The sequence below is a fragment of the Nonomuraea sp. NPDC050153 genome (assembly GCF_044460125.1).
GTDB lineage: Bacteria > Actinomycetota > Actinomycetes > Streptosporangiales > Streptosporangiaceae > Nonomuraea.
Map to the genome: position 1 here is coordinate 146907 of NZ_JBITJQ010000017.1, position 22803 is coordinate 169709.

Below are 22803 nucleotides of genomic sequence, written 5' to 3' on the forward strand. Positions count from 1 at the left end.
CGGCAGGACGATCGGGCCGGGCGCGGCGGACGGCAGGTCAGGTCGTGGGGAGCCAGGCCTTGACCTTGTCCGGGTTGGCGGCGACCCACTTGGCGGCCGCCTCCTCGGGAGTCATCTTGTCCTCGGCGATGTACCGGGCCACCAGGTTCTGGTCGTCGTTGGTCCAGGTGAAGTTCTTGACCAGCGTGTAGGCGGGGCTGCCGGAGTCCGCGAACTTCTTGCTCACGATCTTGTCCAGCTCGTACGGCGGGTAGTCGCAGGCCACCTTGGCCGCGTCGGCGTCACACCCCTTGGTGTACGCGGGCAGATTGACCTTGACCAGCTTGACCTCCGACAGGAACCACTGCGGGTCGTAGAAGTAGCCGATGAGCGGCGTCTGCTGCTTCTCCGCCTGCCGGAAGGCCTGGATGAGCGCCGTCTCGCTGCCCGCGTAGACGACCTTGTAGTTCAGATCGAGGTTCTTGACCAGCGCCGCGTCGTTGGTGACGAAGGACGGGTCGCCGTCGAGCAGCTGGCCCTTGCCCCCGGACTCGGAGGTCTTGAACAGCGAGGCGTACTTGTTGAGGTTCTTCGAGTCGGTGATGTCGGGGTACTTCTTGGCCATCCACGGCGGCACGAACCAGCCGATGACGCCCTTGTTGCCGGTCAGCCCCGCCGAGACGGCGACCTTCTGCTCGTCGATGTACTTCTTCTTCAGGTCGTCGTGGGCCCAGTTCTCCACGACCGCGTCGACCTCTCCGGTGGCGAAGCCCTGCCAGGCCACCTCCTCCTTCAGGTCCTTCTTCACCACCTTGCAGCCGAGGTTCTTCTCCGCGACGAGCGCGATCACCGCGGCGTTGGCCTCGTAGCCCACCCACGGGTTGACCGCGAGGTTGACCGTGCCGCACGTCTTGCCGCCTCCCGCGGCGGCCTGCTGGGTTTCGCCGACCTTCGCTCCGCTGCACGCGCTGAGCAGGAGGCCGCCGCCGGTCACGAGCGCGAGCGCCCTGATCCTGCCGCTTCTCGAAATCGCCACTTGGTCCTCCTGTGTTTCCTGTCCGTCACTTGTGCTGAAGCCCTCCGTGGGCGGCTGCGTCCGCCCGCTGCGTGGCCGCGCGCATGACCCGGTCGAGCACGATGCCGAGCACCACGATCGCGATCCCGGCGGCCAGCCCCTTCCCGCGGAGCTCGTGCTGGGAGAACCCGGCCACCACGTCGTAGCCGAGCGCCCCCGCGCCCACCAGGCCGCCCACGACGACCATCGAGAGCACGTAGATGAGTCCCTGGCTCGCGGCCAGGGTCACGCCGCTGCGCGCCATCGGCAGCTGAACCTTGGAGATCAGCTGCCAGGTGCCCGCCCCGGCCGAGATCGCCGCCTCCACCGTGGTGGGCGAGACCCGCCTGATGCCCTCGGCCACCAGCTTGATCGACACCGGCGCGGCGAAGACCACGGCGGCGATGATCGCGGTGAACCGCGTCGGGCCGAACAGTCCGAGGATGGGCACCAGGTACACGAAGGCGGGCATGGTCTGCCCCGCGTCGAGCACGGGGCGCAGCAGGGTGTCGGCCTGGTCGCTGCGGCCCATCCACACGCCGAGGATCATCCCCAGCACCATCACCAGGATGGTCGCGACCAGCGTTGAGGCCAGCGTCACCATGCTGTCCTGCCAGAGCCCGAGCAGCAGCACCAGCAGCAGCCCGATGGCGGTGAACAGCGCGGCGCGGGCGCTGCCCACCAGCAGGGCCACGGCCACCGCCACCAGGCAGACCAGCCACCAGGGCGAGCCGGTCAGCAGGGCCTCGAACGGGTTGAGCAGCCCGTTGGTGAGCGCGTTCTTCAGCGCGTCGGTGTAGGTCACCAGGCTGTCCTGCACCCAGGCGCTGACGGTGTCGGCGGCATTGCGCACGTACGAGCCGATGTTCGCCTCGACGGGGAAGTTCGCGGCCCAGACGTAGGTGTAGGACTGGTAGGCCAGCACGGCCGCGATCCCGAACACGCCCGCCACCTCGATGCGGCGCCGGCGCGCGGTCCGCAGCCGGCCCGCGCGGCGCTGGACCTCCACCCGCCGGCTGGCGGCGGAGGTCACCCGGTCGAGCACCACGGCCATGATCACGATCGCCAGGCCGGCGTTGAAGGCGGTCCCGACGTCCAGCGTCTGCAGCGCCTTGAGCACGGTCTTGCCCAGGCCGGGCGCGTCGATCAGCGCCGCGATGGTGGCCATGGACAGCGCGGCCATGATCGTCTGGTTGACACCCACGATGATCGTCTGCCTGGCCATCGGCAGCCGCACGTGCCGCAGCGCCTGCGCGGGCGTGGCGCCGAGCGACGTGCCCGCCTCCATTGTCTCCGGCGAGACCTGCCGGATGCCGTGCGCGGTGATGCGGATGGCCGGCGGGACCGCGTAGATCATCGTGGCCACGGTCGCGCTGGCCGGGCCGATGAGGAAGAACAGCGTCAGCGGCGCCAGATAGACGAACGTCGGCATCGTCTGCATGAAGTCGAGCACCGGCGTGACCAGCCGCTGGAACCGGTCGCTCAGCCCCGCCCAGATCCCGAGCGGGATGCCCACGGCCAGCGACAGCACAACCGCCGTCAGCGTGAGGGCGAGCGTGTCCATGCTCTCCTGCCACAGGCCGAGCAGCCCGAAGGACAGGAAGCCCGCGGCCGTCAGCGCCGCCACCTTCCTGTTGCCGTACAGCAGGGCGACGGCCGTGGCGATCGCCACCACGCCGAGCCAGCCCAGCACGGGCAGAGGGCGGCCGAAGGACGGCTGACTGATCAGCGCCTGGACGAAGGTCACGGCGTCGTCCAGGAAGAGCCGGATGTAGTTGATGAAGTAGAGGAAGAACGGGTTGCTGTTGCGGCTGTCGTCGATGACGTCCATGGCCTGGCCGAGGTCGCGGTGCAGCGGGGTCAGCTCGGCGCCGCCCAGCTGCTGGGTGTCGCGCCCGCCGAACACCGCCCAGCCCACCACCCAGACCGCGATGACCAGGGCCAGCAGCAACCGGCGGTCGGGCAGCTTGTGCAGCCTGGCGGCGACCGCCGTGACGGCCGCCATCAGTGCTGCCCTCCGGCGATCACTTCGAGGATCTCCGCGCTGGTGACCACGCCGAGCAGGGTGCCGTCCCCGACCACGCGCACCGGGCGGTCGGCCGACAGCACGGCGTGCACGGCGTCGCGGATGACCACGTCGGGTCCGAGCTCCGGGCCGTCGAGCGGCTCGTCGACCAGGGGCGGGCGCATGATCCACGACAACGTCAGCACGTGCGAGCGCGGGACGTCGCTGACGAAGTTGGCCACGTACTCGTCGGCGGGCGCGCCCACCACCTCGTCGGGCGTGCCGACCTGGACCAGCTCGCCGTCGCGCATGATGAGGATCCGATCGCCCAGCTTGAGCGCCTCGCTCAGGTCGTGGGTGATGAAGATCATCGTCTTGCCCACCTCGTGGTGCAGGCGGATGACCTCGTTCTGCATCTCGCGCCTGATCAGCGGATCGAGCGCGGAGAACGGCTCGTCGAACAGCAGCATGTCGGGGTCGGCCGCGAGCGCGCGGGCCAGGCCGACGCGCTGCTGCATGCCGCCGGACAGCTGGTCGGGGTAGGAGTTCTCGAAGCCGGTCAGCCCGACCAGCCCGAGCACCTCGCGGGCCCGCGCGTAGCGGTCCTTCTTGGGGGTGCCGCGGATCTCCAGCCCGAAGGCCACGTTCTCCAGCACGCACCGGTGCGGCAGCAGCCCGAAGTGCTGGAAGACCATCGCCATCCGGTGCCTGCGCAGCTCGCGCAGCTTGCGGGCGTCGGCCGCGCGGATGTCCTCGCCGTCGAGCACGATCTCGCCCGCCGTGGGCTCGATCAGCCGGGTCAGGCAGCGCACCAGGGTGGACTTGCCCGAGCCCGACAGGCCCATGACGACGAACACCTCGCCCCGCCGGACCGAGAAGGAGACGTCGCGGACCGCGGCGACGCAGCCGGTCTGCTCCTTGAGCTCCTTGCGGCTCAGGGTGCTGCCGACCACGCGGTCGGCCTTGGGGCCGAACACCTTCCACAGGCCTCGGACGTCGAGAATGGGGGGTGCCTCGGTGTTGAGTGGTGTGCTTTCGGTCAGTGACGGGACGGTCATGACCACCTCTTCGTCGTCGGAGCGTCAGTTCTCTGGGAACCACCGCTGTGGGCGCGGGCGGATGTTCTGCCAGACGTGCTTGATCTCGCGGTACTCGTCCAGGCCGGTCGGGCCGAGCTCACGGCCGTTGCCGGACTGCTTGAACCCACCCCACTCGGCCTGCGGCACGTAGGGGTGGTAGTCGTTGATCCACACCGTGCCGTGCCGCAGCCGGCCCGCGACCCGCTGCGCCTTGCCGGCGTCCTGGGTCCAGACCGCGCCGGCCAGGCCGTACTCGGTGTCGTTGGCGAGGCGGACGGCCTCGTCCTCGGTCGTGAAGCGCTCGACGGTCAGGACGGGCCCGAAGGACTCCTCGCGCACCACGCGCATGCCCTGCTTGCACCCGTCCAGGACGGTCGGCCGGTAGAAGTGTCCGGGCCCGTCGAGGCGGCGGCCGCCGCAGCGCAGCACGGCCCCCTCGGCGAGACCCGCCGCCACGTACTCCTCGACCTTGGCCAGGTGCGCGGCGGAGATCAGCGGGCCGGTGTCGGCCTGCGGGTCGAAGGGGCCGCCCAGGCGGATCTGCTCGGCCCGCCGTACGACCTCGTCGACGAACGCGTCGTGCAGGGAGTCCTCCACCAGCAGGCGCGCGCCCGCCGAGCAGACCTGGCCGGAGTGCAGGAAGACCGCGGTGAGCGCGAAGTCGACGGCCGTGTCGAAGTCGGCGTCGGCGAAGACGATGTTGGGGTTCTTGCCGCCCAGCTCCAGCGCCACCCGCTTCACGGTGGCCGCGGCGGCGGCCATGACGCGCCGCCCGGTGGCCAGACCGCCGGTGAAGGAGACCATGTCCACGTCCGGGTGCTCGGCCAGCGGCGCGCCCACCTCCGGGCCGGTGCCCAGCACGAGGTTGGCCACGCCGTCCGGCAGCCCGGCCTCTGCCAGCGCGCGCATCAGCAGGATGGCCGTGCTGGGGGTCAGCTCGCTCGGCTTGAGCACGAAGGTGTTGCCCGCGGCCAGCGCCGGTGCGACCTTCCACGTGGTCTGGAGCAGGGGGTAGTTCCACGGCGTGATGAGGCCGCAGACGCCGATCGGCTCGTGGACGATGCGGCTGATCGCGTCGTCGCGGCCGGTGTCGACGACCCGGCCCGCGTCGGTGCCCGCCACGCCGGCGAAGTAGCGCAGGCTGGCCACGCAGTCGTCGATGTCGTACTCGCTCTCCACCAGGCGCTTGCCGGTGTCGCCCGACTCGGCGTGGGCGAAGGCGTGGCGGTCGCGTTCCAGCAGGTCGGCTACCTTGGACAGCAGCGCGCCGCGCTCGCGGGCCGGTGTCGTGGGCCAGGGGCCGCTGTCGAAGGCGCGCCTGGCCGCCGCGATCGCCGCCTCGGTGTCCGCGGCGGTGCCCTCGGCCACGGTGGCCACGAGGCTTCCGTCGGCGGGCGAGTGGATGCGCCGCTGACCACCGGCGAGTGGCCTGGTCCACACGCCTGCGATGTAGAGCTCGGTCATCGACACACCTTTGATCGTTGCGTATCGCGCAAGGCGCTGCTCAATGAGGAACAGGATTGACTTGTCTTCGAGTGTTCGTCAAGGGTTTGCCGGAATCACTGGCCAAATAAATACGTTGTGATGAGGTTTGACCTTCTCGCCCCTTGACGTGGTCAGCTCCATGCCCTCAGTCTGTTGCGTATCAATCTCTTCTTTGCGTAATGCGCAACACCGGGAGGGTGTGATGTCTCCACGTCCCGATCCTGGCCGCGAGTTCATCCTCACGGTGTCCTGCTCCGACAAGCCGGGCATCGTGTACGCGGTCAGCAGCTTCCTCGTCCAGCACGGTGGGAACATGCTGCAGAGCAAGCAGTTCAACGACCGCAAGGGCGGCGGCTTCTTCATGCGGGTGCACTTCGCCGCGCATGACGAGATCGAACGGCTGCGCGAGGGGTTCACCTACGTCGCCGAGTCCTTCCAGATGAACTGGCAGCTGAAGGACGCGGCCACGCCCACCCGCACGCTGGTCATGGTGTCCAAGTTCGGCCACTGCCTGAACGACCTGCTGTACCGCCGCCAGGTGGGCGCGCTCAACATCGAGATCCCCGCGATCGTCTCCAACCACCCCGACATGGAGGCGCTCGCCGCCTCGTACGGCGTGCCCTACCACCACGTGCCCGTCACGGCCGCGACCAAGGCCGAGGCCGAGGCGCGGATCCTGGAGCTGGTCGAGGAGTACGACGCGGAGCTGGTGGTCCTGGCGCGGTACATGCAGATCCTTTCCGACGACCTGTGCAAGAGGCTGGAGGGGCGGGCCATCAACATCCACCACTCCTTCCTGCCGGGTTTCAAGGGCGCCAAGCCGTACCACCAGGCGCACGAGCGCGGCGTGAAGCTCATCGGGGCGACCGCGCACTACGTCACGGCCGACCTGGACGAGGGGCCCATCATCGAGCAGGACGTGGCCAGGGTGGACCACGAGCTCGACTCCGAAGACCTGGTCGCGGCCGGCCGGGACGTGGAGGCGCAGGTGCTGGCCAGGGCCGTGAAGTGGCACAGCGAGCAGCGCGTCCTGCTCAACGGCAACCGCACCGTGGTCTTCCGCTGATCACCACGAGGAAAGGGCGGTGGGGGGAGCCCCACCGCCCTTTCCTCATGCCCGGTGACGGTAGAACTCGGTCGTCTGCGGCGGCAGCGGCGTGTTGCCCAGGATGAGGTCGGCCGCCTTCTCCGCCAGCATCATGACCGGCGCGTAGATGTTGCCGTTGGTCACGTACGGCATGGCCGAGGCGTCCACCACGCGCAGCCCGTCGACGCCGTGCACCCGCATCGTGTCCGGGTCGAGCACCGACATCGCGTCCACGCCCATCCTGGCCGTGCACGAGGGGTGCAGGGCGGTCTCGCCGTCCCTGGCCACCCAGTCCAGGATCTCCTCGTCGGTCTCCACGGACGCTCCGGGCGACACCTCGCCCGTGCTGAACTCGGCCAGCGCCGGCGCCCCGAGGATCTTGCGGGCCACCCGGACGGCCTCCACCCACTCGCGCTTGTCCTGATCGGTGGACAGGTAGTTGAAGCGCAGCGCGGGATGCTGCCGTGGATCCGTGCCCTTGATCTTCACCGAGCCGCGGGCGTCGGAGTACATGGGCCCGACGTGCACCTGGTAGCCGTGCCCGCCCGCCGGTGCCGAGCCGTCGTAACGCACGGCCAGCGGCAGGAAGTGGAACATCAGGTTGGGGTAGTCGACGTCGTCGTTGCCGCGCACGAAGCCGCCCGCCTCGAAGTGGTTGGTCGCGCCCGGCCCGCCGCGCAGGAACAGCCACTGCGCGCCGATCCAGGGGTGGCGCCACTTCTGCAGGTTCGGCTGCATCGAGACCGGCCTGCCGCAGCCGTGCTGGATGTAGACCTCGAGGTGGTCCTGAAGGTTCTCGCCCACGCCCGGCAGGTCGTGCACGACGTCGACGCCGAGCGCGCGCAGCTCGCCGGCGTTGCCGATCCCGGACAGCTGCAGCAGCTGCGGCGAGTTGATCGCGCCGCCGCACAGGATGACCTCGCCCGCGCGGACCCGGCCGCCGTCGAACTCGACGCCGACGGCCCTGGTCCCCTCGAAGATGACCTTCGTCACCAGCACGCGCGTCTTGACGGTCAGGTTGGGCCGCTTCATGACCGGGTGCAGGTACGCCCTGGCGGCGCTGAGCCGGCGCCCGCGCCGGATGTTGCGGTCGAAGCGGGCGAAGCCCTCCTGCCGGTAGCCGTTCACGTCGTCGGTCAGGGGATAGCCGGCCTGCTGCACCGCCTGGAAGAACGCGTCGTACAGCGGCGTGCCGGCCGCCCCGCGCTCCAGCACCAGCGGCCCGCCGTGGCCGCGCCACGGGGTGTCGGGGTCGGCCAGGCAGTTCTCCATCCGCTTGAAGTACGGCAGGCAGTGGGCGTAGTCCCAGCTCTTCATCCCGGGATCGGCGCCCCACCGCTCGTAGTCCAGCGGGTTGCCGCGCTGGAAGATCATGCCGTTGATGCTGCTGGAACCGCCGAGCACCTTGCCGCGAGCGTGGTAGATCCGCCTGCCGTTCATGTGCGGCTCGGGTTCCGACTCGTAACGCCAGTCGTAGAAGCGGTTGCCGATGGGGAACGGCAGGGCCGCGGGCATGTGGATGAACACGTCCCACGGGTAGTCCGATCGGCCCGCCTCCAGGACGAGCACCCGCGTGGCAGGGTCCGCGGAGAGCCGGTTCGCCAGCGCGCTGCCGGCCGAGCCGCCTCCGACGATGACGAAGTCGTATTGATTGGACGTCATGGTGCCTCGTCTCGCTCGCGCGTTTCGCCAAATCGTAGCGCTATACGCATTGCGTTTCACTACTCGCAACAGGAGATCTTTTGAGCTTGTATTAGACGGAGTTCCCTCTAGCACTTAGAGTTTCGCTATGGGCAACGATTCGGGCAGTGGGGGCGTGCAGTCGGTCGATCGGGCCATCAGCGTGCTGGAGATCCTCTCCCGGCGGGGCGAGGCGGGGGTCAGCGAGGTCGCCGCGGAGATCGACGTGCACAAGTCGACCGCGTTCCGGCTGCTCGGCGCGCTCGAAGCGCGCGGCCTGGTCGAGCAGGCCGAGGAGCGCGGCAAATACCGGCTCGGGTTCGGCATCATCCGCCTGGCCGGCGGGGTCAACACTCAGCTCGACGTCACCCAGCGGGGGCGCCCGGTCTGCCAGCGCCTGGCGGAGGAGATCGGTGAGACGGTCAACATTGCCGTGCTCCGCTCCAGCTACGCGGTCAACCTCGACCAGGTGCGCGGCGGCTCGGCGGTCACGGCGTACAACTGGGTCGGGCAGATCACGCCGCTGCACGCCACCTCCAGCGGGAAGGTGCTGATGGCCCATCAGGACGAGCGCCAGCGCCGGCGGGTGCTGTCCGACGGGACCCTGGAGTCCTTCACGCCCCGCACCGTCACCGACGTCGCCGTGCTGGAGGAGCAGCTGGTCGAGATCAAGCGGACGGGCTACGGCTACTGCCTGGAGGAGCTGGAGGAGGGGCTGAACGCCATGGCGGCGCCCATCCGCTCCTACCACGGCGACGTCGTCGCCGCGGTGAGCGCCTCCGGCCCCGCCTACCGCTTCACGGCCGAGCGCATGCACGAGCTGGCTCCCGTCCTGATCGAAGGGGCCGACGAGATCAGCCGCCGCCTCGGGTACGCCGGCTGAGCCGGATCACGATGCTCTTGGAGGTCGGGGTGTTGGAGGTCTCGGCCACCGAGTCGAGCGGTACCAGCACGTTGGTCTCCGGGAAGTAGGCGGCGCAGCAGCCGCGGGCGGTCGGGTAGGCGATGACTCTGAAGCCCTCGGCGGTGCGCTCGCCGTCGGGCCACTCGCTGACCAGGTCGACCAGGTCGCCGTCGGCCAGGTCGCGCTCGGCGAGGTCGTCGGGGTGGACGAAGATCACCCTGCGGCCGTTCTTGACGCCGCGGTAGCGGTCGTCGAGGCCGTAGACGGTGGTGTTGTACTGGTCGTGGCTGCGTACGGTCTGCAGCAGCAGCCGCCCCGGCGGCACCCGCAGGACCTCCAGCCGGTTGACGGTGAAGTTGGCCCTGCCGGTGGCGGTGGGGAAGCGGCGCTCGTCCCTGGGCGCGTTGGGCAGCGCGAAGCCGGCCTCGGCGCGGTCGTTGAAGTCCTCGAAGCCGGGGATCACCCGCGAGATGCGGTCGCGGATCGCGGCGTAGTCCCCCTCGAACTCCGCCCACGGCTCCTCGCCGAACAGCTCGCGGCCCAGCCGGGCGACGATCGCCACCTCCGGCAGCAGGTCCGGCGAGGCGGGCGCGAGCCGGCCACGCGAGGCGTGCACCAGCCCCATCGAGTCCTCGACGGTGACGAACCCGGCCGGGTCGCGCTCGGTGCGGCCCAGCGTGGGCAGGATGAGCGCCCGCTCGCCGCACACCGCGTGCGAGCGGTTGAGCTTGGTGGAGACCTGCACGGTCAGCCTGGTACGGCGCAGCGCCGCCTCGGTGACGCGGCTGTCGGGGGTGGCGCGGACGAAGTTGCCGCCCATGCCGACGAAGACCTTCGCCTCGCCGTCGCGCATGGCCCGGATGGCCTCGACCGTGTCCAGCCCGTGGCGGCGGGGCGGCTCGAAGCCGAACTCGGCGGCCAGCGCGTCCAGGAAGGCCCGCGAGGGCTTCTCGTAGATGCCCATGGTCCGGTCGCCCTGGACGTTGGAGTGGCCGCGCACCGGGCACAGGCCCACATTGCCGCGCAGCAGCTGGAAGTTGACCACCTCGCGGATGGTGGCCACGGAGTTGCGGTGCTGCGTGAGCCCCATGGCCCAGCACACGACGACGGATCCGGCGGCCCTGACGTCGGCGGCCGTCTCCTCCAGCTCCTGGCGGGTCAGGCCGGTCGCCTCCAGCACCTCGGCCCAGTCCAGGCCGGTCAGGTGCGCCTTCCAGTCGTCGAAGCCGCTGGTGTGCTCGGCGATGAACGCCTCGTCGGCGGTGTCGAGCAGCAGCAGCGACAGCGCCTGGAACAGCGCCAGGTCGCCGTTGAGCCGGATCTGCAGGAACCGGTCGGCCAGCGCGGTGCCCCGGCCCAGCCCGGAGGGCCGCTGCGGGTTCTTGAAGCGCAGCAGCCCGGCCTCGGGCAGCGGATTGACCGCGATGATCCGGGCGCCGCCGCGCTTGGCCTTCTCCAGCGCGGTGAGCATGCGCGGGTGGTTGGTGCCCGGGTTCTGGCCCACCACGAAGATCAGGTCGGCGCGGTGCAGGTCGTCGAGCGACACGGTGCCCTTGCCGATGCCGAGCGTCTCGGTGAGCGCGGCGCCGCTGGACTCGTGGCACATGTTGGAGCAGTCGGGCAGGTTGTTGGTGCCGAACCGGCGCACCAGCAGTTGGTAGGCGAAGGCCGCCTCGTTGGAGGTGCGGCCCGAGGTGTAGAACACCGCCTCGTCGGGGCCCTCCAGCGCGCGCAGCTCGTCGGCGATGATGGCGAACGCCTGCGCCCAGCCGATGGGCTCGTAGTGGTCGGCGCCCGCGGGCTTGATCATCGGCTCGGTGAGCCTGCCCTGCTGCCCCAGCCAGTAGTCGCTCATCCCGGCCAGCTCGCTCACCGGGTGGGCGGCGAAGAACTCGCGGGTGACCCGCCGGGTGGTGGCCTCCTCGGCCACCGCCTTGGCGCCGTTCTCGCAGAACTCGGCCGGGCTGCGGTGCTCGCCCTCCGGCCAGGCGCAGCCGGGGCAGTCGAAGCCGCTCTTCTGGTTGACGCGCAGCAGCGTCAGCGCGGTACGGCCGGCCCCCATCTGCCGGTGGGCGATGCGCAGGGCGTTGCCCACCGCGGGCAGGCCGCCCGCCCAGTCCTTGGGCGGGCCGACCGTCAGTCCCTCGTCGTCGTGCTCGCTCACCTGAGGCGGTCCTGGACCCAGTCGTGGAAGAGACCGATGTGGTGCTCGCTGGGCACCAGCACGCCGCCCCTGGCGTACGTGCGCGAGCCCATCTGCGGCTGGCAGCGCTCGCACGCCTCGAAGTCCTGCTCGTTGACCCGGTGGAACAGCTCCACCGACTTGTCCAGGTCCTTGCCGCCCGCCACCACCGCGGGCAGGTAGAGCCAGTCGCACTCGACCACCGTGCGGTCCACCGCCAGCGGGAACATGCGATGGACGATCACGTGGTCGGGCACCAGGTTGATGAACACCTGCGGCTTGATGGTGATCGCGTAGTAGCGTCGGTCCTGTTCCTCGCTGACGCCGGGGATGCGATCGAGACCCTCGGACCCGTCGACGGTGAATCCCTGGACGTCGGTGCCGAACTCGGCGCCGTGGCCCACGAAGTACTGAGCCGCGTAGCCGTCGGCGAACTCCGGCAGCACCTCGGTCAGCTCGGGATGGATCGTGGCGCAGTGGTAGCACTCCATGAAGTTCTCGATGATGAGCTTCCAGTTCGCCTTGACGTCGTAGACGATCCGGCGGCCCACCTCCAGACTGGCCACGTCGTAGTTGTCGATCAGCTCCAGCGAGCCGAGCCGCTCGGTCACCGCGCCCAGCACGTCCTGCTCGAAAGAGGGCGGCTCGTCGGCCAGGCACACCCAGACGTAGCCGAGCCACTCGCGCACGTGCACCTTCACCAGGCCGTACTCCACCCGGTCCAGGTCGGCCATCTTGGTCAGGTTGGGTGCGGCGACCAGCTTGCCGTCCAGGTCGTAGGTCCAGGCGTGGTACGGGCACTGGAAGGCCCGCTTCACCTCGCCCGACTCCTCCGTGCGCAGCGTCGCGCCGCGGTGGCGGCAGACGTTGAAGAAGGCGCGCACCGCCCCGTCGCGGGCCCTGGTGACGAGGATGCTCTCGGAGCCGACCTGAACGGTCTTGAACGAGCCCGGCTTGGGCAGGTCGGCCGAGCGCACCGCGCAGAACCACATCGACTCGAAGATCTTCCGCTGCTCCGCGGCGAAGATCTCGGGGTCCACGTAGTAGCGACCGGGGAGGGTGGGGATCACGCTTGACGTGGTGGTGGTCACGGGCAGTACTCCTCTGAAATGGCCGGGTCAGTGCCCTCGGCGGATCCAGTCCTCGAGCTGCGGAGCCTCGGCCCCGATGCTGGTGTCCTCACCGTGTCCGGTGTGCACCACGGTCTCGCCGGGCAGCGTCAGCAGCGTCCGGCTGATCGACGAGATGATCGTCGGGAAGTCGCTGAACGACCTGCCCGTCGCGCCCGGGCCGCCGTTGAACAGCGTGTCCCCGGAGAACAGCACGCCCAGCTCCGGCACGTACAGGCACACCGCGCCCGGCGCGTGCCCCGGCGTGTGCAGCACGTGCACGGCGGAGCCGCCCACCCGCAGGAGCTGCCCGTTGGCCAGCCGCCCGCCGGGTGTGGCCGTCCGGTGGGTGAGCTTCCACAGCTCCTCGTCGTCGGGGTGCAGCAGCACGGGCGCGCCGGTCAGCGCGGACAGCTCGGGCGCGGCGTTGACGTGATCGTCGTGCGCGTGCGTGCACGCGATCGCGGTCACCCGGCGCCCGCCCACGGCCTCGGCGATGGCGGAGGCGTCGTGGGCGGCGTCGATGACCAGGACCTCCTGATCGTCGCCCACCAGCCACACGTTGTTGTCGACCTCCCACGTCCCGCCGTCCAGGCTGAACGTGCCCGAGGTCACCAAGCGCTCGACCCGCATTACTGCGCCTCCTTGGCCGTGCTCCGCCCGGCGACGCTGTGATGGATGTCCTCGCTCCGCTGCGGATCCATCACAGCACCACCACGGACCGCAGCACCTCGCCGCGGTGCATCTTGGCGAAGGCGTCCTCGACCTGGTCGAGCCCGATGGTCTCGCTGACGAACGCGTCGAGGTCGAACCGGCCCTGCAGGTAGAGGGAGATCAGCATGGGGAAGTCGCGGCTCGGCAGGCAGTCGCCGTACCAGCTGGACTTCAGCGCGCCGCCACGGCCGAACACGTCGAGCAGCGGCAGCTCCAGCGTCATCTCCGGCGTGGGCACGCCGACCAGGACCACGGTCCCGGCCAGGTCGCGGGCGTAGAAGGCCTGCTTGTAGGTCTCCGGCCGGCCGACCGCGTCGATCACGACGTCCGCGCCGAACCCGCCGGTCAGCTCCCTGATCGCCTCGACCGGGTCGCCGTCCTTGGCGTTGACCGTGTGCGTCGCGCCCAGGCCGCGGGCCCACTCCAGCTTCCTGCCGTCCACGTCGACCGCGATGATCGTGGTCGCGCCGACCAGCCGAGCGCCCGCGATGGCCGCGTTGCCGACGCCGCCGCAGCCGATCACCGCCACCGAGTCGCCCCTGCCGACCCCGCCGGTGTTCACGGCGGCGCCGAGACCGGCCATCACGCCGCAGCCGAGCAGGCCCGCCGCGGCCGGGGAGGCGGCCGGGTCGACCTTGGTGCACTGGCCCGCGGCCACGAGCGTCTTGTCGGCGAACGCGCCGATGCCCAGCGCCGGGCTGAGCGGCGTGCCGTCGGCCAGCGTCATCTTCTGGGCGGCGTTGTGCGTGGCGAAGCAGTACTGCGGGCGGCCGCGCAGGCACGCCCGGCACGAGCCGCACACGGCCCGCCAGTTCAGGATCACGAAATCGCCGGGCGCGACGTCGGTGACGCCCTCGCCGACGGACTCCACCACGCCGGCCGCCTCATGGCCGAGCAGGAACGGGAAGTCGTCGCTGATGCCGCCCTCGCGGTAGTGCAGGTCCGTGTGGCAGACGCCGCAGGCCTGCACCTGGACCAGCGCCTCGCCGGGCCCCGGGTCCGGGACCAGGATGGTCTCCAGGCTGACCGGCTTGCCCTTGCCCGTCGCGACGACCCCGCGTACTTCATGAGCCATGATTCACTCCTGTTCTCAGCCGACCTGAACCGGCGCCGTCTCGAGCTGCCGCCGCCAGCGGGTGAACAGCCGTACCTGGTTGACCCCGAGGACCGCGACCGGGCGGTCGCCCTGCCGGTAGACCGCGAGGAAGCTGTGCGCGGCCGGATCCCCGGCCTCCACACTGACCGTATCCGCGTCTGCGGCGTGCCCGATGAACTGGATCTTCACGTCGAACTGGTCGGACCAGATGTAGGTGGGCCGCCGCGCCTCCGTGCGGGCGGTGCCGCCGGACAGCAGCGTGGCCGCCGCCACCGAGGCGCGCTGCCGGGCTCCCGTCCAGTGCTCGACCCTGTGGTGCCTGCCCTGGACGGGGTCGAACCAGGCGGCGCAGTCGCCCACGGCCACGACGCCGGGGACCGAGGCGCCGCCCGCCTCGTCGCACAATACGCCGTCGCCCAGGTCGAGGCCGCTGCCCTGGAGCCAGCCGATCGTGGGCGCGGCGCCGATCCCGACGACCACCACGTCCGCGGGCAGCAGGGTGCCGTCCGCCAGCCGTACCCCGTCCACCCGGTCCTCGCCGGTGAGGCCGGACACGACCGAGCCGGACAGCAGCCGCACGCCGCGCCGCACGTGCAGCGCGGCCAGCGCCTCGGCCATCGGCACGCCGACGACGCGGGCCAGCGGTGCCGGGCCGGATTCGACCAGCGTCACGTCCAGGCCGAGGTCGCGGGCGGTGGCGGCGACCTCGGCGCCGACGAAGCCGCCGCCGATCACCACCAGGCGCCCGGCTTCCTCCAGGTCGGCGCGCAGGGCGCGGGCGTCGTCGAGGGTGCGCAGCGTGTGGACGCCGGCCAGGTGGCCGGCGCCGGGCAGCCGGCGGGCGGTGGCCCCGGTGGCGATGACGATGCCGTCGGCCCGCACCGAGGTGCCGTCGCTCAGCTCGACGCGGCGCTCCCGGGCGTCCAGGGCCACGGCGGCCACGCCGAGCCGCCACTCGGCGTCCAGTTCCTCGCCCTCGCCCTCCAGGGCCAGGTCGGCCTCGGTCAGGTCGCCGCGCAGGAAGTCCTTCGACAGCGGCGGGCGGTCGTAGGGGCGGTGGCGCTCGTCGCCGACCAGCACCAGCCTGCCCTCATATCCCTGGGCGCGTAGCGCCCTGGCGGTCAGCAACCCGGCCAGTGAGGCGCCGACGACGCAGATCGTGTTCACGCCTGCCCCTTGACGGTGACGCCCGGCGGCAGGTTGGGTGGCGCTTCGGACTGCTTGACATAGATGACGCCGTCGTCGACCACCACCTCGTGCGTGCGCACGGGGAGCTTGGCCGGTGGCGCGTCCACCCGGCCGGTGCGCAGGTCGAAACGCGAGGCGTGCAGCGGGCACTCGATCTCGCACCCCTCCAGCCAGCCGTCGGCGAGCGAGGCGTCCTGGTGGGTACAGGTGTCATCGATGGCGAAGATCTCGCCGTCCTCGGTGTGGAACACCGCGATCGGCGGGTCGGCCTCGACGCGAAGGGCCTCGCCTCGAGGGAGTGACGCCAGTGGGCACGCTGGGATCATGCTGTCACCCCGGTTTCGTAAAGAGCAACGTCTAGCGCTATACGCAACAGAGTGAAGGCGGCGCGGGGAGATGTCAAGGATGATTTGTCGGACTTGCGGCCTTGGCGTCCTGTAGAAATCGACAGACCGGTCCGTGGGCCGCCTGGCCGGGCCACCAGGGCGTTCACCGGCTTGCCTGCCTTCCCGCCCCCAGGACGGGGGCCGGCAGTTGCCCGCCCCCGTCCACGACGCCCAGCACCGCCGCGACGGCGGGCTCCGCGAGAGTCTGCGATGAGCTGCCCGCCCCCACCGGTTCGAAGCTCGCCCCCGGTTCAGCCCTGTGGCTTGCGCCAGATGATGCTGTAGCGAAACAGCAGGTGACGGCGATATTCGGAGCCGGGCAGGACCTCGGTGGCCAGCGCCCGCATCTGCGCGTACGTCGCCGGCGGCGGCCACACGATGGGGGACGGGTGGTGCCAGAGGCCCTTCACGGCGCGGTGCAGGGTGCCGACGGCGACACCGGCGAGGTCACGCGGCAGGTCGTTGGGCATGGTGCTGCGGGCCAGGCCGACGACGGCCAGGACGCCGCCGGGGCGCAGCAGGTCGCGCATGCGGGCCAACCCCGTGGCGGCGTCCAGGTGGTGCAGGGTGGCCACGGACGCGACGACGTCGAACGAGGCGGGCTCGAAGGGGTGGGTGAGGAAATCGCCGAGTATGAACTCGACGTCGTCCGGGTGCCCGCGGGCCTGGTCGATGCTGGTCGCGTCGAGGTCGATGCCGGTGACGCCCGGCACGGTCCGCCTGAGCTCGCGGGCGAGCATGCCCTCGCCACAGCCCACGTCGAGGGCGCGCCGGGCACCGTCGGGGACCGCGTCCAGGATGCGGGGGTGGTAGTGGATGTTGTGGTTCCACCGCCTGCCGGTCTTTACTGTCATGTGATCATCCTTCCGGACCCGGACCCGGGGCCTGACAGCGGCGGCGACGGTGAGGCGGCGGGCGGCTCGGTCCCGCGCCCCGGCGCGCGGGTCGTTCTCGTCGACGCCGCGGATCGGCTCCTGCTGTTCTCCAGCCGCAACCGCGACGGCACGCTCCGCTGGTACACGCCGGGCGGCGGCCTCCGGCCCGGGGAGAGCCATCGGGACGCGGCCCTGCGCGAGCTGCACGAGGAGACCGGGTTGACGGAGGTGGCGCTGGGGCCGGAGGTGTGGCGAGGACGCCCCTGGACCACGGAGCGGGACGGCGTCACCTACGAGGTCCGGCAGCGCTACTACCTGGCCCGCGTCCCCGTCCTGGAGATCGACACCACCCGCATGGAGGACTTCGAGAGGGCGAGCGTCACCGGCCATCGCTGGTGGACGGCGCGAGAACTGGCCGAGACCGCCGATCTCCTGCGCCCGGCCGGGCTGCCGCGCCTGTTGGCCGGCCTCCTCGCCGACGGCCCGCCCCGCCGGCCGGTCCTCGTCGACGGCTGACCGAGGGGTCACCCGGCTGGTGGTGCGGCGCGGGCGTCTCATTTGTCGTAGTCGCGGCGTACCGTGCCCACCATGACGGACACGCACGCACCGCTCGATGGCGAGCAATGGCAGCCTGGGGACCTTGTCGTCGATGCCGAGGGTGGTCTGTTCACCCGCGCGAGCGCGCAGGACCAGGACGGAGGCCGGCCGTGGGGGCGTCCGGGTGACGTGGCGCGCCGTCCCGACGGCGGCGTTCAGGTGCAGGACGGCGAGGTGGGGGAGACGGTCCCCGTCCGGCCGCTCACGCTCTTGCTTCGCGACGGACAGCCGGCGTTGCCCGCCGCGCCCGCGAACGCTTCCGCGGTTCTCGGCACCCAGGCCCAGCAGGTTGCGACCTTGGCGGGTGTCGGCGGCCTGTTCCTGGCCGCCACCGCCTTCGACCCCGACGGGGCCGGCGATCCGAGGGCGGCGAGGCTGCGCGCTGACCTGCTCGACACCGTCGTGGTGGTGGACGGCGAACAGGCGCTCGCCGCCATGTTCGGCGGGGCCGCCGACGGGCTGCTGGTCGAGCTGGCGGAGTGGCATCGGCGCAGTGTGGAGGAAAGCGCCTGAGAGGCCGTCGCGGGTCCCTGGCTCGGGTGACGCGCAGGGAGCCCGCGGCATGGCCGTACGGCCCGGACGCGAGGAAAGCGGGAAGGCTAGATTACTTTTCCAGAAGTGAGAAGGAAGCCCTCCCATGGCCTCGCGATCCCCACGCTACCAGGCGGGGATCGGCTCGCGCCGGAAATGGAGCCGAGGAGGCCCGAACGCCGCCCAGGCCGTGGGGCAGCCCCCACCGCGCCCCCAGTGAGGTCTAAACGGGGCAGATCTCCTGATAGCCCACATCGGCTCCCACGTGCTCGCGCCACTCCTCCCGGGTGAGCCGGCGGCCCGCCCGCTCGCACACCGTGCGGACGGCCGGCGCGGGGTCGACCGGCAGCTCCTGGTACGCCCCGTCCAGCCCCACCACGCGCAGGGCCGAGCCGTCGGACGTGAAGGCGAGCGCGGGCATGGGGTCGTCCAGCGCGTACGGATCGAACGCACCGGTGGTCACGGTCCAGGCGGCGCCGAGCTGACGGCCCGCGACCGTGTCGAACAGCGTCACCCTGGTGTCGTGGGCGACCGCCAGGATCCGCCCGTCGGGGGAGAACCGGGCCCCCACGACGTCCCCCGGAACCCTGAACACCTGACCCGTCGTGCGCCAGGTGCGGGTGTCCCACAGGACCACCGCCCTGCTCCCGTACGGCGAGGCGCCCAGCGGGCCCTTCGGCGCGAGCACCATCCACTTCACCGCCGGCGTGCCGGGCCCTTCCGCGTGCGGGAGCACCTTGCGGGAGACCAGGTCGATGACGTCGGCACCCCCCTCGTCGGCGGTGACCAGGAACCTGCCGTCGGAGCTGAAGGACAGCGGGCCTCCGGCGACCGGGCCGAACCGCATGACCTGCGCGCGCCGCGCGATGTCGATGACGACGACGTCGCCCGCGCCGTAGTTGTCGTTGGCGACGGCCGAGCTGAGGGCGAGCAGGCGGCCGTCGGGGCTGATCTGCATGTCCGCCCTGACGTCCGCCGACTCCAGGGCCAGCCGGCCCAGCTTCCGCCCGGATGCCGCGTCCCAGAACGTGGGTCCCGTGGTGAGATCCTCCGAGGAGATCGTGACGACCGTGCGCCCGTCGGGGCTGACCCGCATGATCGGCGCGCCCTTCCTGGCGACGTCGAGCCGCCCGGTCCCGGTGAAGCCCGGCACCGACCAGCCGCGCACGGTGTCGCCCGTCCGGGCCAGCAGCAGGCTCCCCGAGGCGGTGAAGCGCGTCTGCGCGGCGTCGGCCGGCACGACCTGCCGGGGGCCGGTCTGCCGGCTGATGTCGTAGGTGGTCACCTGCCCGGCGTCGTCGAGGATGCTGAGCGTGCGGTTCCCGGGGCCGAGCCGCGGGGGTCCGGCGAGCTTGGAGGCGACGGTGAGCCGCAGGAGCGGGGCCGCGTCGCTCAGCCGCCACAGGGTGACGCGGCCGCCCGCCCAGTTGGCGAAGGTGATCAGGAAGCGGCCGTCGTCGCTGAAGGCGGCTTCGGTGGCCTGGCCGGGGAAGCTGCGCCGGTCACGCGTGCCGGTGGACAGGCTCCACAGCGTCGTGCCCTTCTCCCCGCCGACGGCGGCCCGCGCGCCGTCGGGGCTGATGGCCGTGACCAGTCCCGGCAGGCCACGGGCGGGGAGCCGCTTGCCTGCGGGCGTTCCTCCTCCGGGCAACGTCCGCAGCGCCGACACGGTGCGGTCGCCGGTGATCTCGAGGGCGGCGAAGCGGTCGCCGGGACCGATCCGCGCGCTGCTCACGTAGCCGTCCTGCTGCTCCAGCGCCCGCCGCGCCACGTTCCACAGCCCGACGTACGGGCCGCCCAGGTTGGCGCGGACGACGATGTAGCCCCCGCCGGGGCTGAATTCCAGGCTCTCCGGGCGGCCGTCGTAGCCCGCCGAATCCTCGGTGGTCCAGCGGCCCTCGCCCAGCCGGGTGCCGGTGCGCAGGCTCCACAGCTCCAACCCGCCGCCCCCCGCGAGCGCCAGCGTGTCACCGTCCGGACCCACCGCGGCGGTGACGGGCGCCTTGCCGATCCCGCCGAAGGTCCTGACCGGCCGGCCCGTCGCCACGTCGTAGGCGGTCACCCGGCCGGCGCCCGCGCTGACCAGCGTCCGCCCGTCCGGGGTCAGCGCCCGCCCCTCGTTGGCCGGAGTGGGATCGGTGAAGACCGAGCGCTCCCGCTGGGCGAGCGAGCTCAGCACCGCAGAGCGCGCCTCGGGAACCTGCGCGACGCGGTAGGCCGCCACGCTGAGCAGCATCGCCTTCACCGGATCGGTCGTGCGCAGCGCGTCCGCCTGCAGCGCCACCCGCCGCGCCGTGGCCTGCGCCCGCTCCTCGGCCAGGCGCCTGCCGGCCTCGTCGCTCCTGAGCGACTGCTGCCAGGCGAGGGTGCCGGCGGTGAGCGAGGCCACGAGCAGCACCACCACGCCGGTGGTGACCAGGCGCCGCAGCCGGCTCTGCCGCGCCGACCCGGCCCTGCTCGCCTCGACGAACTCGCGCTCCGTGGCGTTCAGGGTCAGGTGCGTGGAGCCGGTCCACTCCAGCGCGTGGCGCAGCGCGGTGCCGCGGAGGAGGTCCTCGGGGCGGCGGCCGCCACGGGCCCAGCGGCGGGCGGCCTCGCCCAGCTCCCGGTGGCGGCCGAGCGCGTCGCGGTCGCCGGTCACCCACTCGTGCAGCCGGGGCCAGGCGTACAGCAGGGCGGCGCTGCCGATGGCGACCCCGTCTCCCTGGCGGCGGACCAGCGTGGCCCGCTCCAACGCGGTGAGCACCCGCTCGGCGGCCTCGTGCCGTACCTCGAGCAGCTCGTCCACGGTGGCGGTGCGCGGCACCTCGTCGCCCTCGCGGACGTCCACCAGCCGCAGCAGGAGGTCGCGCGCCACCTGGCGCTCGGACGCCGGCAGCCCGGCGTAGAACCGCTCGGCCACCGCCCCGAGCGCCGGGTCGGCGGCCAGCCCGCCGGGAGGCCGCACACCCGCGGCGGCCTGCGCGCCCTCGGCCAGCACCGCGCGCCCGCCACCGCCGAGCAGCGTCAGCAGCAGGCGCTGCGCGGACGGCCGCGCGGCCGGGTCCTTCGACAGCGCCGCGCGCACCAGCTCGCGCAGCCCTTCGGGCAGGACCTCGATATCGGGGTCGTGATTGAGCAGGCGGTTGATGACCGCGATCGTCGTCGGGGCGGTGAACGCGTCGCGTCCCGTCGCGGCGAACAGGACCACCGCGCCCCAGGCGAACACGTCGGCCGCCGGCTCGGCCCGGCCCCCGGAGAAGAGCTCCGGCGCCATGTACATCGGGGTCCCGGCCAGCTCGCCCGTCGAGGTCATCGACAGGCCCGCGGCCCGGGCGATGCCGAAGTCGATCACCCGTGGCCCGTCGGGCCCCAGCAGGACGTTCTCCGGCTTCAGATCGCGGTGCACCACGCCCGCCTGGTGGATGGCGGACAGCGCGGTGGCCACGCCCACGGCCAGCCGGTGCAGCGGGTCACCCGAGAGCGGCGCCCCCTGCGCCACGGCCGCGCGCAGGCTCGGGCCGGGGACGAACTCGCTGACGATGTGGGGGCGCTCGCCTTCGAGATCGTGATCCAGGATGCGGGCCGTGCAGAACGAGGCCACCTGCTGCGCGGCGGTGACCTCCCGGGTGAAGCGGCGGCGCAGGGGAGAGTCGCCCGACAGGTAGGCGTGCAGGACCTTGACCGCCACGCGGTTGGCCGCCTCGTCGTAGCCCTCGTAGACGACGCCCTGGCCGCCCGAGCCGAGCCTGCTCGCCAGCCGGTAGCGGCCCAGCCGCGACGGGTCCCCCGGGCGCAGCGGGTCTGCTGTCATGGTTGCTTAGATGACCGGTCACCGCGGATGGTTCGGCTGTGACAGCGGGTCACCGCTGTTTCCCGAGCCAGGTGGCGGACGGCCAGGCGCCGTCGCCGAGCAGCCGGGCCAGCTCCTCCACGAGGATGTCGGCGACGGCGCGGGCGGCGCGGCCGACCCGGCGCGTGCCCGGGAAGGTGAGCAGCAGCCGGCGGCGCAGGTCCGGGTCGGCGAGCGGGGCGGCGGCGAGCGTCCCCCCGCGCAGGCCGTCCGCGATGGCGATGCCCGGCAGGACGGTCAGGCCCGCGCCGCTGAGGGCCAGCCGGCGCTGCACGGTCATCGAGTTGGTCTCCACGTCGATGCGCAGGGTCAGGTTCTCGCGGGCGGCGGCGCGGTCGACCATGCTGCGTAGCGCGTGCGGCGGGCCGGGCAGGATCCTCAGCCGGTCGCCGACGTCGGCGAGCCGTACGGGGCGGTCCGGGCGCAGGTCCGTGCCCTTCGGGCCGATGACCCACAACGGCTCGTCGAGCAGGGGGCGGACGTCGACGGCGGTCGACGGGCGCACGTCGTAGAGCAGGGCCAGGTCGACGTCGGCCGAGTCGATCCACTGCGCGAGGTGGCCCGCGTAGCCGACCGACAGCCGTAGCCGCACCGCCGGGTGCTCGCCGCCGATGCGGCGGACCAGGGCCTCGGACAGCGGGTCGGCGAGGCTGGGCAGCAGGCCGACGGCGACCAGGCCGTGCAGCTCGCCGGAGGCCGGCCGGATCTGTTCGCGGGCCCGTTCGAGCTCGCGCAGGGCGCGCCGGGCGTGCTCGACGAGGATCTCGCCGTCCGCGGTCGGACGCATGCCGCGGGTGCTGCGTTCGAACAGCGGCGTGCCCAGCTCGGCCTCCAGCAGCTGGATCTGGCGGGAGACCGCGGGCTGGACCAGGTGCAGCACGTCGGCGGCCCGGGTGACGCTGCCGCTGTCGGCGACGGTGACCAGCGCCGTGAGCTGTTTGAGGTCCATGCCGGTGCTCCTGTCGCGGGGGCATGACGTACGGACATGGGGCCATGCCGAATTTCTATTAACCATACTCA

At 71.8% G+C, this 22803-nt stretch carries 18 protein-coding genes; 4 read left to right on the forward strand and 14 right to left on the reverse strand.

The genetic code is table 11. The features are described from left to right. Positions 1-37: 37 nt before the first annotated feature. The 4 genes from ACIBQ1_RS35010 to ACIBQ1_RS35025 are packed head-to-tail and all read right to left on the reverse strand — an operon-like array spanning position 38 to position 5581. On the reverse strand, positions 38-1015 hold the full coding sequence (locus tag ACIBQ1_RS35010) for an ABC transporter substrate-binding protein (protein WP_397283589.1): 978 nt from the start codon (positions 1013-1015) through the stop codon (positions 38-40). Positions 1016-1040: 25 nt separating this feature from the next. Further along, entirely contained in the window at positions 1041-3038 is a 1998-nt protein-coding gene (locus ACIBQ1_RS35015) for an ABC transporter permease subunit (RefSeq protein WP_397283590.1), read from the reverse strand. Further along, positions 3038-4096: a glycine betaine/L-proline ABC transporter ATP-binding protein gene (locus ACIBQ1_RS35020; protein ID WP_397283591.1), complete on the reverse strand. Its 1059-nt coding sequence runs from the start codon at positions 4094-4096 to the stop codon at positions 3038-3040. Before ACIBQ1_RS35020 ends, ACIBQ1_RS35015 begins: the two co-directional genes overlap by 1 nt. Before the next feature lie 24 nt (positions 4097-4120). Further along, positions 4121-5581 (reverse strand): aldehyde dehydrogenase family protein, encoded by a 1461-nt coding sequence (locus tag ACIBQ1_RS35025; protein WP_397283592.1) that lies wholly within the window; start codon positions 5579-5581, stop codon positions 4121-4123. A 223-nt stretch (positions 5582-5804) separates the two neighbouring features. Here ACIBQ1_RS35025 and purU point away from each other — a divergent pair, with 223 nt between their 5' ends. Continuing rightward, a complete protein-coding gene (purU, locus tag ACIBQ1_RS35030) occupies positions 5805-6668 on the forward strand; it encodes a formyltetrahydrofolate deformylase (protein WP_397283593.1) in 864 nt (287 codons plus the stop codon). Positions 6669-6713: 45 nt separating this feature from the next. Here the strand turns inward: purU and betA are convergent, their stop codons facing one another. Next, positions 6714-8351 (reverse strand): choline dehydrogenase, encoded by a 1638-nt coding sequence (betA, locus tag ACIBQ1_RS35035; RefSeq protein WP_397283594.1) that lies wholly within the window; start codon positions 8349-8351, stop codon positions 6714-6716. A 127-nt stretch (positions 8352-8478) separates the two neighbouring features. Here betA and ACIBQ1_RS35040 point away from each other — a divergent pair, with 127 nt between their 5' ends. Beyond that, on the forward strand, positions 8479-9252 hold the full coding sequence (locus tag ACIBQ1_RS35040) for an IclR family transcriptional regulator (RefSeq protein ID WP_397283595.1): 774 nt from the start codon (positions 8479-8481) through the stop codon (positions 9250-9252). Here the strand turns inward: ACIBQ1_RS35040 and ACIBQ1_RS35045 are convergent. The 7 genes from ACIBQ1_RS35045 to ACIBQ1_RS35075 form a co-directional block, all read right to left on the reverse strand. Next, positions 9224-11437 (reverse strand): FdhF/YdeP family oxidoreductase, encoded by a 2214-nt coding sequence (locus tag ACIBQ1_RS35045; RefSeq protein WP_397283596.1) that lies wholly within the window; start codon positions 11435-11437, stop codon positions 9224-9226. The genes ACIBQ1_RS35040 and ACIBQ1_RS35045 overlap by 29 nt on opposite strands. Then, positions 11434-12546: an aromatic ring-hydroxylating dioxygenase subunit alpha gene (locus ACIBQ1_RS35050; protein ID WP_397283597.1), complete on the reverse strand. Its 1113-nt coding sequence runs from the start codon at positions 12544-12546 to the stop codon at positions 11434-11436. The genes ACIBQ1_RS35045 and ACIBQ1_RS35050 overlap by 4 nt, the downstream gene beginning before the upstream one ends. Positions 12547-12573: 27 nt before the next feature. Beyond that, the gene (locus ACIBQ1_RS35055; RefSeq protein WP_397283598.1) at positions 12574-13197 is read right to left on the reverse strand and encodes an MBL fold metallo-hydrolase; all 624 of its coding nucleotides are present in this window, start codon (positions 13195-13197) and stop codon (positions 12574-12576) included. Between the two features lie 70 nt (positions 13198-13267). Then, entirely contained in the window at positions 13268-14353 is a 1086-nt protein-coding gene (locus ACIBQ1_RS35060) for an S-(hydroxymethyl)mycothiol dehydrogenase (protein WP_397283599.1), read from the reverse strand. Positions 14354-14368: 15 nt separating this feature from the next. Further along, positions 14369-15541, reverse strand: a complete 1173-nt coding sequence (locus ACIBQ1_RS35065; RefSeq protein ID WP_397283600.1) for an NAD(P)/FAD-dependent oxidoreductase — start codon at positions 15539-15541, stop codon at positions 14369-14371. Further along, complete coding sequence (locus tag ACIBQ1_RS35070; protein WP_355372326.1) at positions 15538-15888, reverse strand: bifunctional 3-phenylpropionate/cinnamic acid dioxygenase ferredoxin subunit; 351 nt, start codon at positions 15886-15888, stop codon at positions 15538-15540. Before ACIBQ1_RS35070 ends, ACIBQ1_RS35065 begins: the two co-directional genes overlap by 4 nt. A gap of 311 nt (positions 15889-16199) precedes the next feature. Further along, complete coding sequence (locus tag ACIBQ1_RS35075; RefSeq protein WP_397283601.1) at positions 16200-16802, reverse strand: class I SAM-dependent methyltransferase; 603 nt, start codon at positions 16800-16802, stop codon at positions 16200-16202. Between ACIBQ1_RS35075 and ACIBQ1_RS35080 the strand changes: the two genes are divergently transcribed. After that, a complete protein-coding gene (locus tag ACIBQ1_RS35080) occupies positions 16803-17339 on the forward strand; it encodes an NUDIX hydrolase (protein WP_397283602.1) in 537 nt (178 codons plus the stop codon). 72 nt (positions 17340-17411) lie between these two features. After that, positions 17412-17933, forward strand: a complete 522-nt coding sequence (locus ACIBQ1_RS35085) for a hypothetical protein (RefSeq protein WP_397283603.1) — start codon at positions 17412-17414, stop codon at positions 17931-17933. 241 nt (positions 17934-18174) lie between these two features. On the opposite strand, the gene ACIBQ1_RS35090 is transcribed toward ACIBQ1_RS35085, so the two are convergent. Both ACIBQ1_RS35090 and ACIBQ1_RS35095 read right to left on the reverse strand, forming a co-directional pair. Continuing rightward, positions 18175-21744: a WD40 repeat domain-containing serine/threonine protein kinase gene (locus ACIBQ1_RS35090; protein WP_397283604.1), complete on the reverse strand. Its 3570-nt coding sequence runs from the start codon at positions 21742-21744 to the stop codon at positions 18175-18177. Positions 21745-21793: 49 nt separating this feature from the next. Beyond that, a complete protein-coding gene (locus tag ACIBQ1_RS35095) occupies positions 21794-22732 on the reverse strand; it encodes a LysR family transcriptional regulator (protein ID WP_397283605.1) in 939 nt (312 codons plus the stop codon). Positions 22733-22803 lie beyond the last annotated feature (71 nt).

What these genes read in the sequence shown, in the direction of transcription:
- ACIBQ1_RS35015 (WP_397283590.1), bottom strand. Translation starts at nt 3,038, where the DNA reads ATGGCGGCCGTCACGGCGGTCGCCGCCAGGCTGCACAAGCTGCCCGAC.
- ACIBQ1_RS35020 (WP_397283591.1), bottom strand. Translation starts at nt 4,096, where the DNA reads ATGACCGTCCCGTCACTGACCGAAAGCACACCACTCAACACCGAGGCA.
- ACIBQ1_RS35025 (WP_397283592.1), bottom strand. Translation starts at nt 5,581, where the DNA reads ATGACCGAGCTCTACATCGCAGGCGTGTGGACCAGGCCACTCGCCGGT.
- purU (WP_397283593.1), top strand. Translation starts at nt 5,805, where the DNA reads ATGTCTCCACGTCCCGATCCTGGCCGCGAGTTCATCCTCACGGTGTCC.
- betA (WP_397283594.1), bottom strand. Translation starts at nt 8,351, where the DNA reads ATGACGTCCAATCAATACGACTTCGTCATCGTCGGAGGCGGCTCGGCC.
- ACIBQ1_RS35040 (WP_397283595.1), top strand. Translation starts at nt 8,479, where the DNA reads ATGGGCAACGATTCGGGCAGTGGGGGCGTGCAGTCGGTCGATCGGGCC.
- ACIBQ1_RS35055 (WP_397283598.1), bottom strand. Translation starts at nt 13,197, where the DNA reads ATGCGGGTCGAGCGCTTGGTGACCTCGGGCACGTTCAGCCTGGACGGC.
- ACIBQ1_RS35060 (WP_397283599.1), bottom strand. Translation starts at nt 14,353, where the DNA reads ATGGCTCATGAAGTACGCGGGGTCGTCGCGACGGGCAAGGGCAAGCCG.
- ACIBQ1_RS35070 (WP_355372326.1), bottom strand. Translation starts at nt 15,888, where the DNA reads ATGATCCCAGCGTGCCCACTGGCGTCACTCCCTCGAGGCGAGGCCCTT.
- ACIBQ1_RS35075 (WP_397283601.1), bottom strand. Translation starts at nt 16,802, where the DNA reads ATGACAGTAAAGACCGGCAGGCGGTGGAACCACAACATCCACTACCAC.
- ACIBQ1_RS35085 (WP_397283603.1), top strand. Translation starts at nt 17,412, where the DNA reads ATGACGGACACGCACGCACCGCTCGATGGCGAGCAATGGCAGCCTGGG.
- ACIBQ1_RS35090 (WP_397283604.1), bottom strand. Translation starts at nt 21,744, where the DNA reads ATGACAGCAGACCCGCTGCGCCCGGGGGACCCGTCGCGGCTGGGCCGC.
- ACIBQ1_RS35095 (WP_397283605.1), bottom strand. Translation starts at nt 22,732, where the DNA reads ATGGACCTCAAACAGCTCACGGCGCTGGTCACCGTCGCCGACAGCGGC.